Source organism: Rhizobium sp. BK491 (assembly GCF_014194925.1).
In the GTDB taxonomy this organism is placed as follows: Bacteria; Pseudomonadota; Alphaproteobacteria; order Rhizobiales; family Rhizobiaceae; genus Rhizobium.
This window is the reverse complement of the sequence record NZ_JACIAR010000005.1, coordinates 339864-355705: the sequence shown is the minus strand read 5'-3', so window position 1 is coordinate 355705 and position 15842 is coordinate 339864. Positions and strand designations below refer to the sequence as shown.

Here is a 15842-nt window from a genome sequence, read left to right as displayed (position 1 = left end):
ATGTTCATGCCGGCCTCCAGCTCTTGTATTTCTTGGCTTCCGGCCCGACGGGGAAGCGGACTTCCGTGCGGGTTTCCGACGATTCGTAGAATGCCGTAACCAGCTCCAGTGCCTGGCGGGCATCGGCTGTCGTCACCGGCAACGGGCCGCCAGACACCAGCGCTTCGTGGAACAGCCTCATCTGCGTATTGAAACGGTTCGGGATCGGCGACCAGTTGGCGAGCAGCGCATCGATCTTCGCGCCGATCTCGTCATTGGCCGGAACAATCTTCCATGGATCCTGGCCGGGGCTGTAGGGCTCGTGGTTGCTTTCGATCAGGACGTTTTCGAAGGCGAGCCGCAGGCGGCTGATCTGCTCCTGCGAGCCGAGCGTGGCGCTGATGGTGGCGAGTGCGCCGTTTTCCATCAGCAGGCTGGCGCTGGCGCAATCCTCGACCTCGATATCGTTGACCCGGGTGGCGACGCGGCCGAAGAGGCCTGCGATCGGTCCCATCAGATAGGTCAGCATATCGTGCAGATGGATGGAGTGCGTCATCAGAACGCCGCCGAGTTCGGTATCCCACTTGCCGCGCCAGGGGACCGCATAATAGTCGGCGCCGCGCACCCAATGTGTCTCTGACGTCGCTACATAGGGTTTGCCGGCGATGCCTGAAGCGATGATGCGCTTGGCCTTCTGGATGCCGTCGCCATAGCGATATTGGAAGATCGGCATCAGCCGGCCCTTGGCCGTCTTTTCGGCCGCGATAACCGCGTCGACATCGGCGAGCGAGCCGACGAGCGGCTTTTCGCAGACCACATGCTTGCCGGCCGATAGCGCCTGCATAATCAGTTGGAAATGCGAGCCGGGCGGCGTGCAGATGTCGATGATGTCGATATCGGGCATGTTGAGGACTTCGGAGAAATCCCTGAGGCGTCTCGCGATGCCGAATTCATCGCCGACCGCGTTCAGGCGTTCCTCGTTGAGATCGCAGAGAACGGCGACCTCGAAACGATCCGAATGCGGCAGATAACCTTCGACGATGTGGGAGCGGCCGATGCCGAGGCCGATGATCGCGACTTTCTTGATGTCGGACATATCGCAATTACCTTTGAATGTTCTTGAGCGATGTAGCCTCGGCAAGCGCCTGCGCCTTCAGCGCCAGCTCCATGGCCTTGAAGCAATGTTCCTGGCCCATGGCCGTTTCGGTGCGATCTCTTATGTCGGCGACAAGCTGGCGGCCATAGGGCAACTCCACTCCGCTGCAATCGATATGCTGCATGCCCTTGCGGTCGGTCAGGAAGAGGTGATCGGTGCCGGGCCGGCCGGCAACGTCGATATATTTGCGCAGCTCAATCGTGCCTTCTGTGCCCAGAATGAAGAGGCGACCGTCGCCCCAGGTGGAAAGACCGTCCGGCGTGAACCAGTCGACGCGGACATAGCCGGTGACATCAGGCGTCCTCACATGGAAATCGCCATAGTCCTGCAGGCCCGGCGTTTCTGGATTGGCGCGATTGGACACCGTTGCCGACAGCACTTCGGCTTCAAGGGAATCGGCAAAGAACAAGAACTGCTCGCACTGATGCGAGGCGATGTCGGCGATGATGCCGCCATAGCGCTTGCGGTCGAAGAACCAGTCCGGGCGGGTCGGCTTGCGCAGACGGTGCGGACCGAGGCCCGTGGTGTGGATGACCTTGCCGATGGCGCCTGCCTTCACCAGTTCGCCTGCCTTGACGGTCGATGCCGTCTCGAAGTGCTCGGAGTAGAGGATGGAGACGATGCGCTTGGTCTCAGCCTGTACCTTTTTGACGTCTGCCAGCTGATCCAGCGTCACCATGCCGGGCTTGTCGAGCATCACGTCCTTGCCGTGACGCATGGCCTCGATGGCAAGGCCGGCGCGCTCGCTGGAAATCGCGGCGCTGACGATCAGCGCAATCGAGCTGTCCTCCAGGATCTCGCGCTTGTCGGCGACGCGCTTGGCCTGCGGAAATCGCTCGGCGAAGGTGGCGGCGAGATCGTCCTCCACCGCATGGAAGGCGACGAGTTCGGCGCCGGCCCGCAGCATGACGTTGACCTGGCCGTAGATGTGATCGTGATTGAGGCCGATGGCGGCGAAGCGCAGCGCGCTCATGCGACATTTCCTTTCGTGGGTTTGTGGGTTCGCAGCCCCAAATCTTGGGTATTCGGGACCACGGGCTTCGTAATCAGCGTTTGAGGCCGGCGGTCGCGATGCCGTCGATCAGCAGCCTCTGGAAGAAGAGGAAGATCAGGAAGACCGGGATCAGCGATAGGCTCGACATGGCGAACAGGCTGCTCCAGTCGGAACTTCCGGTGGAGTCGACGAAGGAGCGCAGGCCGAGCTGCACCGTGTAGGTGTTGATATCCGATAGATAAATCAGCGGCCCGAAGAAATCGTCCCAGGTCCAGATGAACGAGAAGATGGCGGCCGTTGCCAGAACGGGAAGCGACAGGGGCAGCATGATGCGCCAGTAGATGCGCCATGGGCTGCAGCCGTCCATCATGGCCGCCTCGTCCAGCTCGCGGGGGATGCCGCGGAAGAACTGCACCATCAGGAAGATGAAGAAGGCGTCGACCGCGAGGAACTTCGGCACAACGAGCGGCAGCATGGTCTTCACCCAGCCGAGCTTCAGGAAGAGGATATATTGCGGGATCAGCGTGACGTGATAGGGCAGCATCAGCGTGCCCAGCATCAGCGCGAACCAGAAATTCTTGCCCCAGAAGTTCAGCCGCGCGAAGGCGTAGGCCGCCAGCGAGCAGGAAATGACATTGCCGATGACCGACAGCACAGCGATGACAGCCGAATTCCAGACGAATTTGCCGAAGGTGACCTGGCCGCCGAACCAGCCGCGCGAGAACGAGCTGAAATCGAAATGTGACGGGATCAGCGATGCTGTGCCGAAGATCTCGTTCTGATCCTTGATCGAACCTGAGAGCATCCACAGCAGCGGATAGAGCATCACGATCGACGCGGCGGCGAGGGCGACGTGGATGAGGACGGAGAGGAACCACGGGCGCTCGCGCGGCGGCTTCATGTCCTCGGCAAAATGGGTGAGCTTCGCGTCAGTCATCGTAGTGGACCCAATAACGAGCGGAGAGGAAGGAGAAGGTGGTGAAGATCGCGATGATGATCACCAGGATCCAGGCCAGCGCCGAGGCATAGCCCATGCGGAAATAGCCGAAGGCTTCCTGGTAGAGATAGAGCGTATAGAACAGCGTCGAATCGATCGGCCCGCCGGTGCCGGAGGAAATGACGTAGGCCGGCGTGAAGGCCTTGAAGGCGTCGATCGTCTGGACCACGGCGTTGAAGAAGATCACGGGCGTCAAAAGCGGCAGGGTGATCTTGAAGAAGATCCGCGCCTTGGAGGCGCCGTCCAGGCTGGCGGCCTCGTAGAGATCCGTCGGGATTTGCCTGAGGCCGGCGAGGAAGATGATCATCGGCGAACCGAACTGCCATATGGCCAGGATGACGAGCGTATAGAGCGAATAGTCGGGATTGGAGATCCAGCTCGGCCCGTTGATGCCGAAGGCGTACCAAAGCAGGGTGTTGACGATGCCGTCGGCATCGAAGATCTGACGCCAGAGCACCGCAATCGCGACGCTGGAGCCGAGCAGCGACGGCAGGTAGAAGATGGCGCGGTAGACCGGCAGGCCCTTGATGCCGCGGTTGAGCAGCAGCGCCACCAGCAGCGCGAAGGCGAGCTTCAGCGGCACGGAACAGATGACATAGAACAGCGTCACCTTCATCGACGATAGGAACTTGTCGTCGGCCGTCGCGATCCGCACATAGTTCTCGATGCCGACGAGGTTAGGCGACTGCAGCAGATTGTAGTCAGTGAAGGAGAGATAGAGCGAGGCGATCGCCGGGCCGAGGGTCAGTCCGAAGAAGCCGATGAACCACGGCAAAAGGAAGAGATAGCCGGGTGCGTTGCGCGCGAATGCGCTCGGCGCCTTATAGGCGGTTTCCACGCGCAACGGCGCGCGCGCGCCGACGGCCAGGCCGCCGGCAACGCTCTTGCTGTTTGTACCCACGGTGTCAGCCTCGCGTAATGTTTGCCGCTGCCTGTTCGGTGAACTTCGTGCCAGCGTCCTGTGCGCTGGTTTTGCCGAAGGCCACCTCCTCGGCGATCTTCTTCAGCAGGAATGCATTCTCGCCGGCGCCGTTCGGCGGGGATGGTGGCAGCGCTCCGACATGTGGTGTCAGCCGGCCGATATAATCGACCACCTGTTTACTGACGGGATCCAGATCCGGCGTCAGGAGATCGCGGATCTTTTTTGAAGGCGGAACGCCGCGCTCGACTCCGAGTGCCTTGGTGCCTTCCGGGTCTTCGACCAGGTAGTTGACGAAGGCGACGGCGGCATCCTTGTTCTGGGATGTGGCCGAGACCGACATGAGCATGGAGGGCTTCAGATACTGGCCGGGTTTGCTGTCTGCACTCGCGACCGGATAGGAGACGATATCGAGCTTTTCCTTGTTCAGGCCTTGAATGGCCACGAACTGGTTGGAATGGGCGAAGCTCATCGCTGCCTTTTTGGTGACAAGCATATCGGTTTCGAGTGTCTGCTGATCGAGCGCCTGTACGTCGGCCGGAACGCAGGCGCCGATCTTGCGCATATGGCCCCACAGATCGAACCATTCGGTAGCGTCCTTGGCTTCGAAGGCGAGCTTGCCGTCCGTCGTATAGAGCGCCTTGCCGCGCTGGCGCAGCCAGCATTCTAGCGCCGGCTCCCCGCCGCTCGCGTCGGCCGTGCCGTAGAAACCGCGACGCTTCTTGGCGGCGGTTACCTTGGCGCAGGCATCGCCGACCTGTTCCCACGTCATGGCGTCATGTGGCGGTTCGACACCAGCTTCGGCCCAGGCGGCCGTGTTGAGGACGACCATGAAGGAATTCACGCCGAGGCTGACGCCGTAGATCTTGTTGTCGACCTTGCCGGAATCGATGTTGGCGGGGCCGAAATCCTCGATCTTCAGGCTCTTGCCTAGATAAGGCGTCATGTCGAGCAGCGCGCCGCGGCGGGCATATTCGAAGATGTAGCGATAGTCCATCTGGATGAGGTCGGGCGCATTGCCGCCCCCGGTCTGGGTGGCGAGGCGAGTCCAATAGCTGTCCCAGCCGAAGGATTCGCCGGCGATGGTGATATCCGGGTTCTTGGCCTGATAGGCCTTTACCGCTGCAAATGTCCGGTCGCTGCGTTCCTTCGACCCCCACCAAAGAAGGCGCATCGCGGTTGCCGCATTGGCGCGGGAAAGTCCGATGCTGCTGAAAGCAAGTGTGGCTGCCATGCCGGCAAGCAACTGCCGGCGGTCGATCGTCAACGTCATCCTGGTCTCCTCCCCAGCGAACCGATGATTTACGAACTGCTTTGCATGATATAACTATTTGGTTACAAGTTGGATAGAAACGCGACCGCTGTCAAGCGCCAATCGTGCGGCAATCAAAACGATGCATGCCGGAACCGGCCGCATCCGTCGCTAATGCTACCGTTCGGAAGGAGATCGTCCATGGCGGTCAGGGCGAGACAAGAGACTGAAAATAAAGCACAAGCGGATGCCTGCAAGACCATGGACAAGCGGTCAACGAAGGCCTCACGCAATCCGCAGCGCACCCAGGAAACGATCCTGGACGCGGCGACGGAAGAATTTGCCGCGCATGGTTTCGGCGGCGCCCGGGTGGATGCGATCGCAGCGCGGGCACAGACCAACAAGCGGATGCTCTATCACTATTTCGGCGATAAGGAGGGGCTCTATCTCGCCGTGCTAGAGGCGAGCTATGCGACGATCCGCAATGCCGAAAAGCAGCTGGATCTGGCGCATCGTCATCCGGAGGAGGGGATGCGGGAGCTGGCCTTGTTCACCTGGCGGCATTTCCTAGCGCATCCTGAGTTTTTGAGCCTGCTTGCCACCGAAAACCTGCATCACGCGCATTATCTGCAGCGCTCCGATAGAATCTCGGCCATGCATTCGCATCTGATCGACGAGCTTTCCGATGTGCTGCGTCGCGGGGAGGCACTCGGCATTTTCCGGCCGGCAGTCGATCCGATATCCGTTTATCTCACGATCGCGGCGCTCGGTTTCTTCTATCTGTCGAACCGCCATACGCTGTCGACGATTTTTGCACGGAAGCTGATGGCGCCGGATGCGCTCAATGCCTGGGGTGAGCATATCGTTGCCGTCACGCTTGCTTCGATCCGGGTGTAATGCCGTGCAGCGCAGCGGTTTCGAGAAATTTTCAAAAGGTAATTGACAAGGCCGGAGGTAACGCGCGATCTTGTAACTATATGGTTACAATGCTTGGAGGACCAAGCATTTGCTTTTCCTGATTCTGGAGGGAATCGGGCATGGAGGAAAATCATGAAATCTGTCGTGCCGACACGATCTATCTCCTGCCATAGGGCGATGCGATTGGCTGACGGTAAACTGCTTCTGCAATGAACTGAATAGCCCGCACCCCAGCCCTCTCCCGTTGAAACGGGGAGAGGGGGCGACAGAGCAAACCAACTCGCTATATCAATTTCGGGCTGGAAGACTCCCTCTCCCCGCAGGCGGGGAGAGGGTTGGGGTGAGGGGCCACGCATATTGGTGCCCTATGCAAATAGATGACCATAACAGGAGCCGACCAGCATCATGACCGATCCATTGAACATCAGGCTTGTCGAGGCCGTGACATTCGAGCGCCCGGTCAAGTTGCGGCTTCCCTTCCGTTTCGGGGCGGCGACTTTGCGGGAGGCGCGACAGATTTTTCTGCGGGTACGCATCGAGGATGCGCAGGGACGGTCGGCGGAGGGCATGGCAGCCGAGCTGATGGTGCCGAAATGGTTCGACAAATCGCCCGACCTTTCCAATGCCGATAATGAAAACCAGCTGCGCCGGTCGCTGGCTCTGGCGCTCGATTCCCTAAGAGATGCGGGTGCGGGAACAGCTTTTGGCCTGCATGCGGCGGTCGAGCCCTCGCATCACGCCCGCGCGGCGGCTGAGAAGCTGAACGGGCTTGTCGCATCCTTCGGTTTGGCGCTTGCAAACCGGGCTATTCTCGACGCGCTCTGCCGGCTGGAAGGGCTGACGGTCGCGAGAGCAATCAAGGCGAACCGCCCCGGCATCGATGCTTCCACCGCGCGCGATCTCACAGGTTTCGATCTCTCCGGTTTCCTCTCGACCTTGCAGCCATCCGCAAGCCTTGCTGCCCGCCATACTGTCGGCCTGGTCGACGCCATCGTATCACGCGATATTCCGGCAAGCGAGCGGCTGAACGACGGCCTGCCGGAGAGTTTCGAAGAGGCGATCGACGCCTATGGCCTGACCTTTTTCAAGGTCAAGGTTTCCGGCGCCCCGGATGCTGATATCGACCGCCTTTGCCGCGTCGCTGCCGTCATCGATGCCAAGGTGCCCAATTACTCGGTGACGCTCGACGGCAACGAGCAATTTTCATCCGCCGAGGCGGTCGCCGATCTGCTTGGCCGCGTGAAGGAAGAGCCGAGGCTTGCGCGTTTCGCTTCTTCGATCCTGTTTGTCGAGCAGCCGATCGCCCGCGCCCATGCCTTCGAGAAGCCGGTGAAGGCGCTCGCCGCCTTCAAACCGGTGGAGATCGACGAATCCGATGCCGACATCGATGCCTTCGTCACGGCGAGAGGGCTCGGCTATACCGGCATATCCTCGAAATCCTGCAAGGGTTTCTATCGCTCGCTATTGAACCGCGCCCGCGTCGCCAAATGGAGCGCCGAGGGCGGTATTCCCTATTTCATGTCGGCGGAGGATCTGACGACACAGGGCGGCCTTGCCGTGCAGCAGGATCTGGCGCTCGCTTCCCTCATCGGCATGACGCATATCGAGCGCAACGGTCACCATTATGTCGACGGCATGGCCGGTGCGCCGGAGGCGGAGCAGGCCGCTTTCGCCGAGGCCCATTCCGATCTCTACCGCGTCAGCAATGGCCGCACGCGGCTGCGGATCGAGGCGGGGCAGCTTGCGATCCGCTCCGTTATCGGTGCTATCGGTCTCGGTTCGTCGGTCGCGCCGGATTGGGCGGCGATGGAGAGGTCGCTGACAGCGTAGATTCTCTGCATGCCGAAGTAAATGAAGGTCGCCGAGGCCTCATCATCGCTGTTTGCAGAGTCTGGAGGAGCAGATGCAGTCATCGAGGAAACGTTACGCTCTGGTCGGCACGGGAAACCGTGGTGCGACCATGTGGGGCAAGGATCTTGTGGAGCGCTGGAGCAATGAGGTCGAGCTCGTGGCGGTCTGCGATCTCAACGCCATGCGCGCAAAGCGGGCGTTGGAGTATATCGGCGCATCGGTGCCCATCTATACCGACTTCGACGAATTGCTGCGGGTGGAAAAGCCGGATCTCGTTATCGTCTGCACCCGCGATTCCACCCATGACGATCTCATCGTCAAGGCGATGGAAGCCGGCGCCGATGTCATCAGCGAGAAGCCGATGACGACCACCGTCGACAAGATCAAGCGCATCCTCAATGCCGAGGCGCGCACCGGCAAACGGCTGGATATCTCCTTCAACTACCGTTTCGCACCCACGGCGGCGAAGATCAAGGAGCTGATCACTTCGGGCGTCATCGGCGATGTCGCTTCTGTCGACTTCCATTGGTATCTCGACACCAGCCATGGTGCCGATTACTTCCGCCGCTGGCATGCTTACGTCGAAAATTCCGGCAGCCTCTTCGTTCATAAGGCGACGCATCATTTCGACCTTTTGAACTGGTATCTGGATTCCGATCCGGAAACGGTCGCCGCCTTTGCCGATCTCAAGCATTACGGCCGCAAGGGTCCGTTCCGCGGCGAGCGCTGTCGAAGCTGTCGGTACAAGGACGAGTGCGACTATTATCTCGACATCAGCGAGACGCCGCTGCTCGAAAGCCTCTATGAGGATCCGTCGACCGTCGATGGCTATGCGCGCGATGCCTGCGTCTTCCGCGAGGATATCGACATCCCCGATACGATGGTTGCCTCCATCCGCTATCGCAACGGCATCAACGTCTCTTATTCCCTGAATACCTATATGCCGATCGAAGGGCATCACATTGCCTTCAACGGTCACAAGGGGCGTATCGAGCTCCGGCAATATGAGAAGCAGAACTGGACGACACCGCCGGCGGACGAGATCGTCGTGATGAAGAATTTCGGCGATGTCGAGCGGATATGGGTGCCGCATTCATCCGGCGGGCACTATGGCGGCGACGACCGGCTGCGTAACATGCTCCTACGCTCCGGTCCGAACGACGAGCTCAAGCAGCGCGCTGGCTCGCGGGCAGGAGCGATGTCGGTCCTCTGTGGCATTGCCGCGCTGCAGAGCAGTCGCACAGGCCAGCAGGTATCGGTTGCCGATATCTGGGGCGAGGATGGCGGTCTCAATCTGCTGGAGCCGCGGCCTTAGGGTTGCGGCTTACAGTTGACGGAAACCACGCTGCGATCAGCTGCAGCTAGGGAGCTGCTGCGCGTAAAGTCTCGTCATGCCGTTGAAGCGCCTGGCTCCGGCGAGGGCTGTCGAATTGCCGCGCCACGATCCCTGCAGGTAGCCCTTGGGACCTGAGTAATAAGCGAGGTAGAGATCGTAGGAATTGTTCAGGGCGATGCCGGTCTGCAGATGCGTCTGGTAGTGATACCAGCCGACAAAGTCGATTGCGTCGGCGAAATTGGTGCGGCTCGCCGTCCAGTTGCCGGTTTCGCGCTTGTATTTATCCCAGGTGCCGTCGAGCGCTTGCGAGTAGCCGTAAGCCGTCGTCGGGCGCTTCCAGGGAATGAAGCCGAGCAAATAGCGCCGCGGCGGACGGGCGCGAGGCCGGAAGCCGGATTCGGTATAGATCGTCGCCATCAGGATCGGCACCGGCACGCCGTATTTGCGTTCCGTGCGTTCGGCAGCTCGCTGCCAGTTGTTGAACCAGCCGTCGCGTTGATCGAAGATAGCGCAGATATTGCGGGTGCGCGACGGTGCGGTGGCACAGCCTGCCAGCACGGCGAGCAGCATTACGGCCAGAATGGAAAGGACGCGGGTACGCATTACTAGAACCTCTTCATTGCTGCGCCGTGCGTCTTTCAGTGGCACGAGATACGTAGCAACAACCTGCCGGCGCATGATCCTTTCCAAAAGTTCGAGACCGAGCTTTTGGCGGACCCACGCTTATGAGATTGCTAGCGCGGAATGATTAAAAACGGGTTGTTTGCCTGTGTCGAAATGGGGCGATTTCAGGGTGTTTTCATGGTTTTGCTGCGTCGCATCATGCCATGCGCGTCATGTCCTCGCGGCGGACTTCATAGAGCAATGGCTTGCCCTCGATGAAGCGGATGGCTTCGTCCACCGCCATCTCACCGAGGCGGGTCCGTTCCAGGCCGACGGCACCGGCTATATGAGGCGTCAGGAACACATTCGGCAGGCCGTAGAAGGCCGATCCGGCCTCCGGAATTTCCGGATCGGTGACGTCGATAATTGCATCGATCCGCCCGGTCTTCAGCACAGCGATCAGGGCGGCTTCGTCGACCAGCGCGCCACGTGCCGTATTGATGAACGTCGCTCCATCCTTCATCAGCGACAGGCGGTTGGCATCGATCATATGGCGTGTGGCGGGCAGCGAGGGCGCGTGTAGCGAGACGATGTCGGCCGATTCCATAAGCACGTCCAGCTCGGCCTTTTCGACGCCGAGACGTGCCGCTTCGGCCGCATCGACCATCGGGTCATAGAGCAGAATACGGTAGTCGAAGGGAGCAAGCAGCTCGATCACCCGCCGGCCGATCCGCGAGGCGCCGATGATGCCGATGGTGCGTCCATAATTGCCGATGGCGTCGGCGTGCATCGGTATCGTGCGATTGCGGTTGCGATCGGCGAGGTAGAAATCGCGAAAGCGGAAAACCTTCTTGCCGGCGAAGATGATGGCGGCCAGCGTGAATTCGGCGACCGGCAGGGCATTGGCCTGGGCGGCGTGGCTGACGAGAATGCCGCGATCGAAGAGGCTTTCGCCGAGCAGGCCTTTCACTGTGCCGGCAGCGTGGACCACCAGCTTCAGATGCGGCGCTTGCGCCAGTGCGGCAACATCGATCGTCGGCGAACCCCAGCCGGTGATCAGGATTTCGGTTTCCGCGAGCAGTTTGGCTGCATGCTCATCGTCGAAGCTTTGCATCGGTGCGGTATCGAGCACGCGGCCGATGGTATCGAGACGCCGGATGAGTGCTTCCGGCAGAACATGCTGCGTGCGCGACGGCTGCATGGCAAAGGCGATGGCCGGGTGACTGGAGAGGGATTGCCTCATGGCAGGCGACCCGGTGCCTTGATGGCGCTGACCGTGATGCCCTTGTTCTTGATGAGGGCATACAGCGCATCAATATCGGGCTTTGCGGGCGGCCTGCTCCAGGCGTGATCGATGGCAGTTGGGTCTTTCGCCGCAAGCACGGCGGAGACGAGAATGGTTTCGCCCATCGGAATCGAGCCGCGCAACTGCGGCACCAAGGTTTTCGAGGCGATAAGATTGGTATTCGGCGGCGCCTTCTGCGCGATGCCTTCGCGTGCGATCGTCGAGCCGAGGTCGAGAATGCCGCTGAAATCCTCTTCGCCGATGGCATAGGCGGCACCGATCGTCGAGGAGAGCGTGTCGGCCTCGAAATCCCGCCGTGCGATGGCAAAGCCGCCTTCGGCCGTCTGCAGCGGTCGCGGCGTGTTGATCCTGTGCAGGCGGATGTGCCAGGGCGAGGCCGGCATTAGCCAGGTCTCCACCGTCACATCCGGATAGGGGGACCATTTGGCATAGAGCGTATCGCCCGCAAGCTTGGCCTCTTCATTGGTTTCGCGCACGCGGTAGTGCAGACCGTCATCGCTGAAGGCGAGCATGCTGTCGAAGGCGCCGCCGGTAAAGATGCGTTCGTCGCTTTCGACGCTGAAGCCGTAGCGTGCGGAATAGGCAAATTTCGAGTATTTCTCGGCGCCGAAGCGCATCTGCTGGTTTTCCTGGCCGGAGGAGAGTGCCACGACATCATCCCTACTGCACAGCAGGACCATGCCGGGATGCTTTTGCGGGATGATAGCCGGCTCATTTTCCGGCGGCTTTTCTTCGGCGGTCCAGAATGGATGCGTTTCAGGCAGCGCCAGTGGCAGGAAGGCCTTGAAGGCCCAATAGGGCGAGCCGGCGGAGTTATAGTTCTCCGACATCAGCAGATTGGGATAGGCAAAGCCGATCGGCAGGGTGCCGTCGCGATGGGCGATCGGCTTGTCGGCCCACCAGCGCAGGTGCCGGAGGCACAGGCCCTTGATTTCACCCCATGGCAGCGCCTCGACATCGGCAAAGGCGAGTGCTGACCAGAAGCCGGCGCAGGCGAAGCGATAGGTCAGGCTGCGGCCGAAGGGGATGGTGGCCCCATCGGGCGCGAACCAATGACGAAAATCCCTGGCGAAGAGCGCTGCACGCTCGCGGTAGCGCTCGGCGCGATCGTCATCCACCAGCTTGGAATAAATCAGCCCGTAAAAGTGCATGGCGAAGGGAATGTAGTGATCGATGCGGCGGACATTGCCGTCGCGATACCAGCCGTCAGCGATGTAAAAGCCGTCCAGCTCGTTCAGATAGGTTTCGGTCAGGCTGCGATCGAAGGTGGCGCCGAGCCGGTCGAGCGCGATATCCACGAAGATGCGGAAGAATTTCCAGTTGTTGTCGGCATAATCGAAGGTGCGGGCGTGCTTGAGATAGCTGATCAGATTGTCACGCGCGCGCTGATCGAGCGGCTCCCAGATCTTTTCGGGTACGAGCGCAAGCGCGAAGCCGAGAGCGGCCAACTCGACCATGCGCTGGTCGCGGCCGTTGACCGTGCCCCAATATTCCGGATGTTGCGGATCGACGCCATTGGCGAGGCCCTCGGCATAACGGTCCCAATGGCGGAAATCGCCGCCGCCGGCCCCGAGCGGCGCGAGGCCCCAGAGCGGGCGGGCGAAACCCTCGAGATCGGCGGCGGCGCGGTCGAAATGGGCGCCTGCGCCATCGATGCGGACGCGGGCATTGCCCTTGGAAAAGTAGGGTAGCAGCGGATCGAACAGATCGGTGAGCGCGCGGCGCATGTCCGGGAGGGTCTTCAGCGGGTTGCCGGCAAGCGGATTGGAGCTGGCGGGGTCATAGATCATCGGTTCGGCTTTCTCGATCGTTTCCGCGGTGGATTGAATTTCAGGTTTCGGGTGGCAACGTGCCGCCGGCGATCGGCTGGACGCCGTGACAGATGTGGCGGGCCGGCGCATCGCGGTCGCGGAAGCGTGCGATCATCAGGCCGATCGCTTCGCGACCGAGAGCTGCGCGGTCGACGCGCATGGTTGCCAGCCGAGGATTGGTCATCAGGGCGCAGGGAAGGTCGTCGAAGCCGACGATAGCGAAATCCTCTGGCACCCGCAGGCCTGCTTCAATGACGGCGTCGAGCACGCCGACAGCGATGAAATCGTTCATGCAGAAGGCGGCGGTATAGCCTTTGTCTGCCGCAAGGATCTCGGCGGTCTTGTCGTGGGCTTCCTGGCTGGAGCTACCCCTGAAATTCATCAGCACGATGCGGCCTTCAGCGCCTTCCACCGAAGCGATCGCCGCCTCGAAGCCGCGGATGCGCTCGCGGATCGTCTGCCGATGCGAGCCGGTCAGGTGCAGAATGCGGCGGTGGCCGGCATCGAGCAGGCGTCGGGTGGCGTTGTAGGCGCCGAAGAAATTCGAGGGCGAAACGCCGTCGAAGCGCAGCTTCGGATCGGTGCCGTTGACGAGCACGGTCGGCGTACCGCTGGCTTCGAGCCACCGGCAGAGCTCTTCCGACGGGTCGATGCCGACGAGAAAGAGGCCCTCGGCACCGGCAGTCTGCAGATATTCCCTCACCAGTTCCGGTTCCGTCCTTGCCTCGCGGATGAGGCGGATATCGAAGCGCATGCCGCGCTCGGCAGCGCCTGCCCGAAGGCCCTCCAGAATGCCTTCATAGAAGACGCTCAAACCGCCGGTGACGCTGTCACTGGCGATCAATGCCAGGCCGCCGGCTGCCGTCTCGGCTGCGGTCTTCAGCGGATAGCCGAGATCACTCGCCACCTTGAAGATGTGCTGGCGGATCGTCTCGCTGATGCCGGGTTCATTGGTGAGGACCCGCGACACCGTCGAGACGGAGACGCCGGCGGCAGCGGCGATGTCGGCCTGCCTGATGCGTTTGGAGCGATTATCGTTCATGTCGCAAACGCTATGCAAAATTATGCAAATTTGCAATAGAAAGATTTTTTATTGCACGGTGCAATGAAGTTGCATATCGTCACGCTACTTGTCCGCTGAAGGCGTCGGGGAGATCGCCGCGGATGGCAACGCAAGAGAAGGAGGAATCTCATGCGCATGAATCGTCGTTCTTTCATGATCGGAGCCACTGGGACCGCGGCCGGCATTGCCTTCGGGGGAGGCGCAATGCCCGCCTTTGCCGATGCGACGCAGCTCCGGGCGATGTGGTGGGGCTCGCCCGATCGCGGCAAGCGTACCGTCGCGGTTGCCGAACTGTTTCACAGCAAGAATCCTGATTTGTCCGTCATCGGCGAGAGCATCAGCGGCGACGGCTACTGGGCCAAGCTCGCCACGGGAATGGCCAGCCAGAACATTGCCGATGTCTTCCAGCTCGAGCCGAGCACGATCTCGGATTATTCGAAACGCGGCGCCTGCATGCCGCTCGACCAGTTTGTGCCCTCGACGCTGAAGATCGACAGCTTCGGCAAGGACGTGTTGAAGCTGACCACGGTCGACAACAAGCTTTATGGCGTTGGTCTCGGACTGAATTCTTTCGCAATGTTCTATGACGAGGACATGTTCAAGAAGACCGGCCTGACGCCGCCCGGTCCGACGACGACATGGGCCGAATATGCCGATCTCGCGGTGGAAATGACCAAGGCTGCCGGTAAGCGTGGATATTGGGGCGGTCCTTATGGTGCTCGCTACAATTACGTGCTCGATGTCTGGCTGCGCCAGCGCGGCAAAAGCCTCTTCACCGAAGAGGGTGGACTCGGCTTCGGCGTCGACGACGCCAAGGAATGGTACAACTACTGGGAAGAGCTGCGCAAACGCGGCGGCACGGTCTCAGCCGATGTGCAGACGCTCGACCAGAACGTCATCGAAAGCAACTGCCTGGCGCTCGGCAAATCTGCGATCGGCATGGCCTATTCCAATCAGCTCGTCGGTTACCAACTTGTCGTCAAGAGCAAGCTCGCCGTCACCATGCTGCCGCGCGAGAAGAAGGATGGCCCGTCCGGCCATTATTATCGTCCGGCGCTGATCTGGAGCGTCGGTGCCACCAGCAAGAATGGCGAAGCGGCGGCAAAATTCATCAATTTCTTCGTCAATGATCTCGATGCCGGCAAGATCCTCGGTGTCGAGCGCGGCGTGCCGATGTCGCCTGCCGTTCGGGCCGCCATCCTGCCAACGCTCAATCCGGTGGAACAGCAGACGGTGCACTATATCGAGCTGTTGAAGGATCAGGTGGGCACCTATCCCGTGCCGGCGCCGCTCGGCTCCCAGGAATTCGACGTGAACGTCGCCCGCCCCGTCGCCGACCAACTCGCCTTCGGCAAGATCACGGTCGCCGAGGCGGCGAAGCGGCTGGTGGAGGAAGGTGCCACGAAATTGAAGCGGAAGGGTTGATTGGTGGCTGGCTATGGGGGGACGGTCAGGCCGGTTCAATCTGTCAGGGTCAGCCCGGTCCGTACCGTCCGCGGCCCCTCACCCTAACCCTCTCCCCGCATGGCGGGGAGAGCGGACGACAGAGCAAGACAATTGGCCTTTCCGCTTGAATTGAAGCAGCGTTCGGACATGGTTGCTCCCTCTCCCCGCATGGCGGGGTGAGGGGCCAGGCACAGAGTTGCCACAGCCACGA

At 61.0% G+C, this 15842-nt stretch carries 13 protein-coding genes; 4 read left to right on the top strand and 9 right to left on the bottom strand.

Annotated elements, in window-relative coordinates; translation table 11 throughout:
- Positions 1 to 4: 4 nt before the first annotated feature.
- The 5 genes from FHX05_RS23500 to FHX05_RS23480 form a co-directional block, all read right to left on the bottom strand.
- Positions 5 to 1075, bottom strand: coding sequence for a Gfo/Idh/MocA family oxidoreductase (locus tag FHX05_RS23500; RefSeq protein WP_112606724.1), 1071 nt, complete (start codon positions 1073 to 1075; stop codon positions 5 to 7).
- A gap of 7 nt (positions 1076 to 1082) precedes the next feature.
- Complete coding sequence (locus FHX05_RS23495; RefSeq protein ID WP_183874837.1) at positions 1083 to 2108, bottom strand: Gfo/Idh/MocA family oxidoreductase; 1026 nt, start codon at positions 2106 to 2108, stop codon at positions 1083 to 1085.
- A gap of 73 nt (positions 2109 to 2181) precedes the next feature.
- Positions 2182 to 3030 carry a carbohydrate ABC transporter permease gene (locus tag FHX05_RS23490; RefSeq protein WP_183874942.1) on the bottom strand — a complete coding sequence of 283 codons (849 nt, stop codon included), beginning with the start codon at positions 3028 to 3030 and terminating at the stop codon, positions 2182 to 2184.
- Positions 3031 to 3058: 28 nt separating this feature from the next.
- Entirely contained in the window at positions 3059 to 3970 is a 912-nt protein-coding gene (locus tag FHX05_RS23485) for a sugar ABC transporter permease (protein ID WP_210294973.1), read from the bottom strand.
- A gap of 61 nt (positions 3971 to 4031) precedes the next feature.
- A complete protein-coding gene (locus FHX05_RS23480; protein WP_183874834.1) occupies positions 4032 to 5318 on the bottom strand; it encodes an ABC transporter substrate-binding protein in 1287 nt (428 codons plus the stop codon).
- Positions 5319 to 5558: 240 nt separating this feature from the next.
- Here FHX05_RS23480 and FHX05_RS23475 point away from each other — a divergent pair, with 240 nt between their 5' ends.
- The 3 genes from FHX05_RS23475 to FHX05_RS23465 all read left to right on the top strand — a co-directional run bounded on the left by FHX05_RS23475 (position 5559) and on the right by FHX05_RS23465 (position 9381).
- Positions 5559 to 6194, top strand: coding sequence for a TetR/AcrR family transcriptional regulator (locus tag FHX05_RS23475; RefSeq protein ID WP_246699057.1), 636 nt, complete (start codon positions 5559 to 5561; stop codon positions 6192 to 6194).
- Between the two features lie 426 nt (positions 6195 to 6620).
- A complete protein-coding gene (locus FHX05_RS23470) occupies positions 6621 to 8045 on the top strand; it encodes a mandelate racemase (RefSeq protein WP_183874832.1) in 1425 nt (474 codons plus the stop codon).
- A 73-nt stretch (positions 8046 to 8118) separates the two neighbouring features.
- Positions 8119 to 9381, top strand: a complete 1263-nt coding sequence (locus FHX05_RS23465; RefSeq protein ID WP_183874830.1) for a Gfo/Idh/MocA family oxidoreductase — start codon at positions 8119 to 8121, stop codon at positions 9379 to 9381.
- A gap of 36 nt (positions 9382 to 9417) precedes the next feature.
- On the opposite strand, the gene FHX05_RS23460 is transcribed toward FHX05_RS23465, so the two are convergent.
- From FHX05_RS23460 to FHX05_RS23445, 4 genes are all read right to left on the bottom strand, one after another.
- Entirely contained in the window at positions 9418 to 10005 is a 588-nt protein-coding gene (locus FHX05_RS23460; protein ID WP_112414045.1) for a transglycosylase SLT domain-containing protein, read from the bottom strand.
- A gap of 217 nt (positions 10006 to 10222) precedes the next feature.
- Complete coding sequence (locus FHX05_RS23455) at positions 10223 to 11248, bottom strand: hydroxyacid dehydrogenase (protein ID WP_183874828.1); 1026 nt, start codon at positions 11246 to 11248, stop codon at positions 10223 to 10225.
- Positions 11245 to 13101 carry a DUF2264 domain-containing protein gene (locus FHX05_RS23450; RefSeq protein WP_183874826.1) on the bottom strand — a complete coding sequence of 619 codons (1857 nt, stop codon included), beginning with the start codon at positions 13099 to 13101 and terminating at the stop codon, positions 11245 to 11247. Before FHX05_RS23450 ends, FHX05_RS23455 begins: the two co-directional genes overlap by 4 nt.
- 40 nt (positions 13102 to 13141) lie before the next feature.
- A complete protein-coding gene (locus FHX05_RS23445; protein ID WP_183874824.1) occupies positions 13142 to 14164 on the bottom strand; it encodes a LacI family DNA-binding transcriptional regulator in 1023 nt (340 codons plus the stop codon).
- A 150-nt stretch (positions 14165 to 14314) separates the two neighbouring features.
- On the opposite strand from FHX05_RS23445, the gene FHX05_RS23440 reads away from it, so the two are divergent.
- Positions 14315 to 15610, top strand: a complete 1296-nt coding sequence (locus FHX05_RS23440) for an extracellular solute-binding protein (RefSeq protein ID WP_183874822.1) — start codon at positions 14315 to 14317, stop codon at positions 15608 to 15610.
- The last annotated feature ends 232 nt before the right edge of the window (positions 15611 to 15842 follow it).

Bases quoted from the DNA above. Each gene is read 5' to 3' on its own strand.
- FHX05_RS23500 (WP_112606724.1), bottom strand. From the start codon at position 1,075: ATGTCCGACATCAAGAAAGTCGCGATCATCGGCCTCGGCATCGGCCGC.
- FHX05_RS23495 (WP_183874837.1), bottom strand. From the start codon at position 2,108: ATGAGCGCGCTGCGCTTCGCCGCCATCGGCCTCAATCACGATCACATC.
- FHX05_RS23490 (WP_183874942.1), bottom strand. From the start codon at position 3,030: ATGAAGCCGCCGCGCGAGCGCCCGTGGTTCCTCTCCGTCCTCATCCAC.
- FHX05_RS23480 (WP_183874834.1), bottom strand. From the start codon at position 5,318: ATGACGTTGACGATCGACCGCCGGCAGTTGCTTGCCGGCATGGCAGCC.
- FHX05_RS23475 (WP_246699057.1), top strand. From the start codon at position 5,559: ATGGACAAGCGGTCAACGAAGGCCTCACGCAATCCGCAGCGCACCCAG.
- FHX05_RS23470 (WP_183874832.1), top strand. From the start codon at position 6,621: ATGACCGATCCATTGAACATCAGGCTTGTCGAGGCCGTGACATTCGAG.
- FHX05_RS23465 (WP_183874830.1), top strand. From the start codon at position 8,119: ATGCAGTCATCGAGGAAACGTTACGCTCTGGTCGGCACGGGAAACCGT.
- FHX05_RS23460 (WP_112414045.1), bottom strand. From the start codon at position 10,005: ATGCGTACCCGCGTCCTTTCCATTCTGGCCGTAATGCTGCTCGCCGTG.
- FHX05_RS23455 (WP_183874828.1), bottom strand. From the start codon at position 11,248: ATGAGGCAATCCCTCTCCAGTCACCCGGCCATCGCCTTTGCCATGCAG.
- FHX05_RS23450 (WP_183874826.1), bottom strand. From the start codon at position 13,101: ATGATCTATGACCCCGCCAGCTCCAATCCGCTTGCCGGCAACCCGCTG.
- FHX05_RS23445 (WP_183874824.1), bottom strand. From the start codon at position 14,164: ATGAACGATAATCGCTCCAAACGCATCAGGCAGGCCGACATCGCCGCT.
- FHX05_RS23440 (WP_183874822.1), top strand. From the start codon at position 14,315: ATGCGCATGAATCGTCGTTCTTTCATGATCGGAGCCACTGGGACCGCG.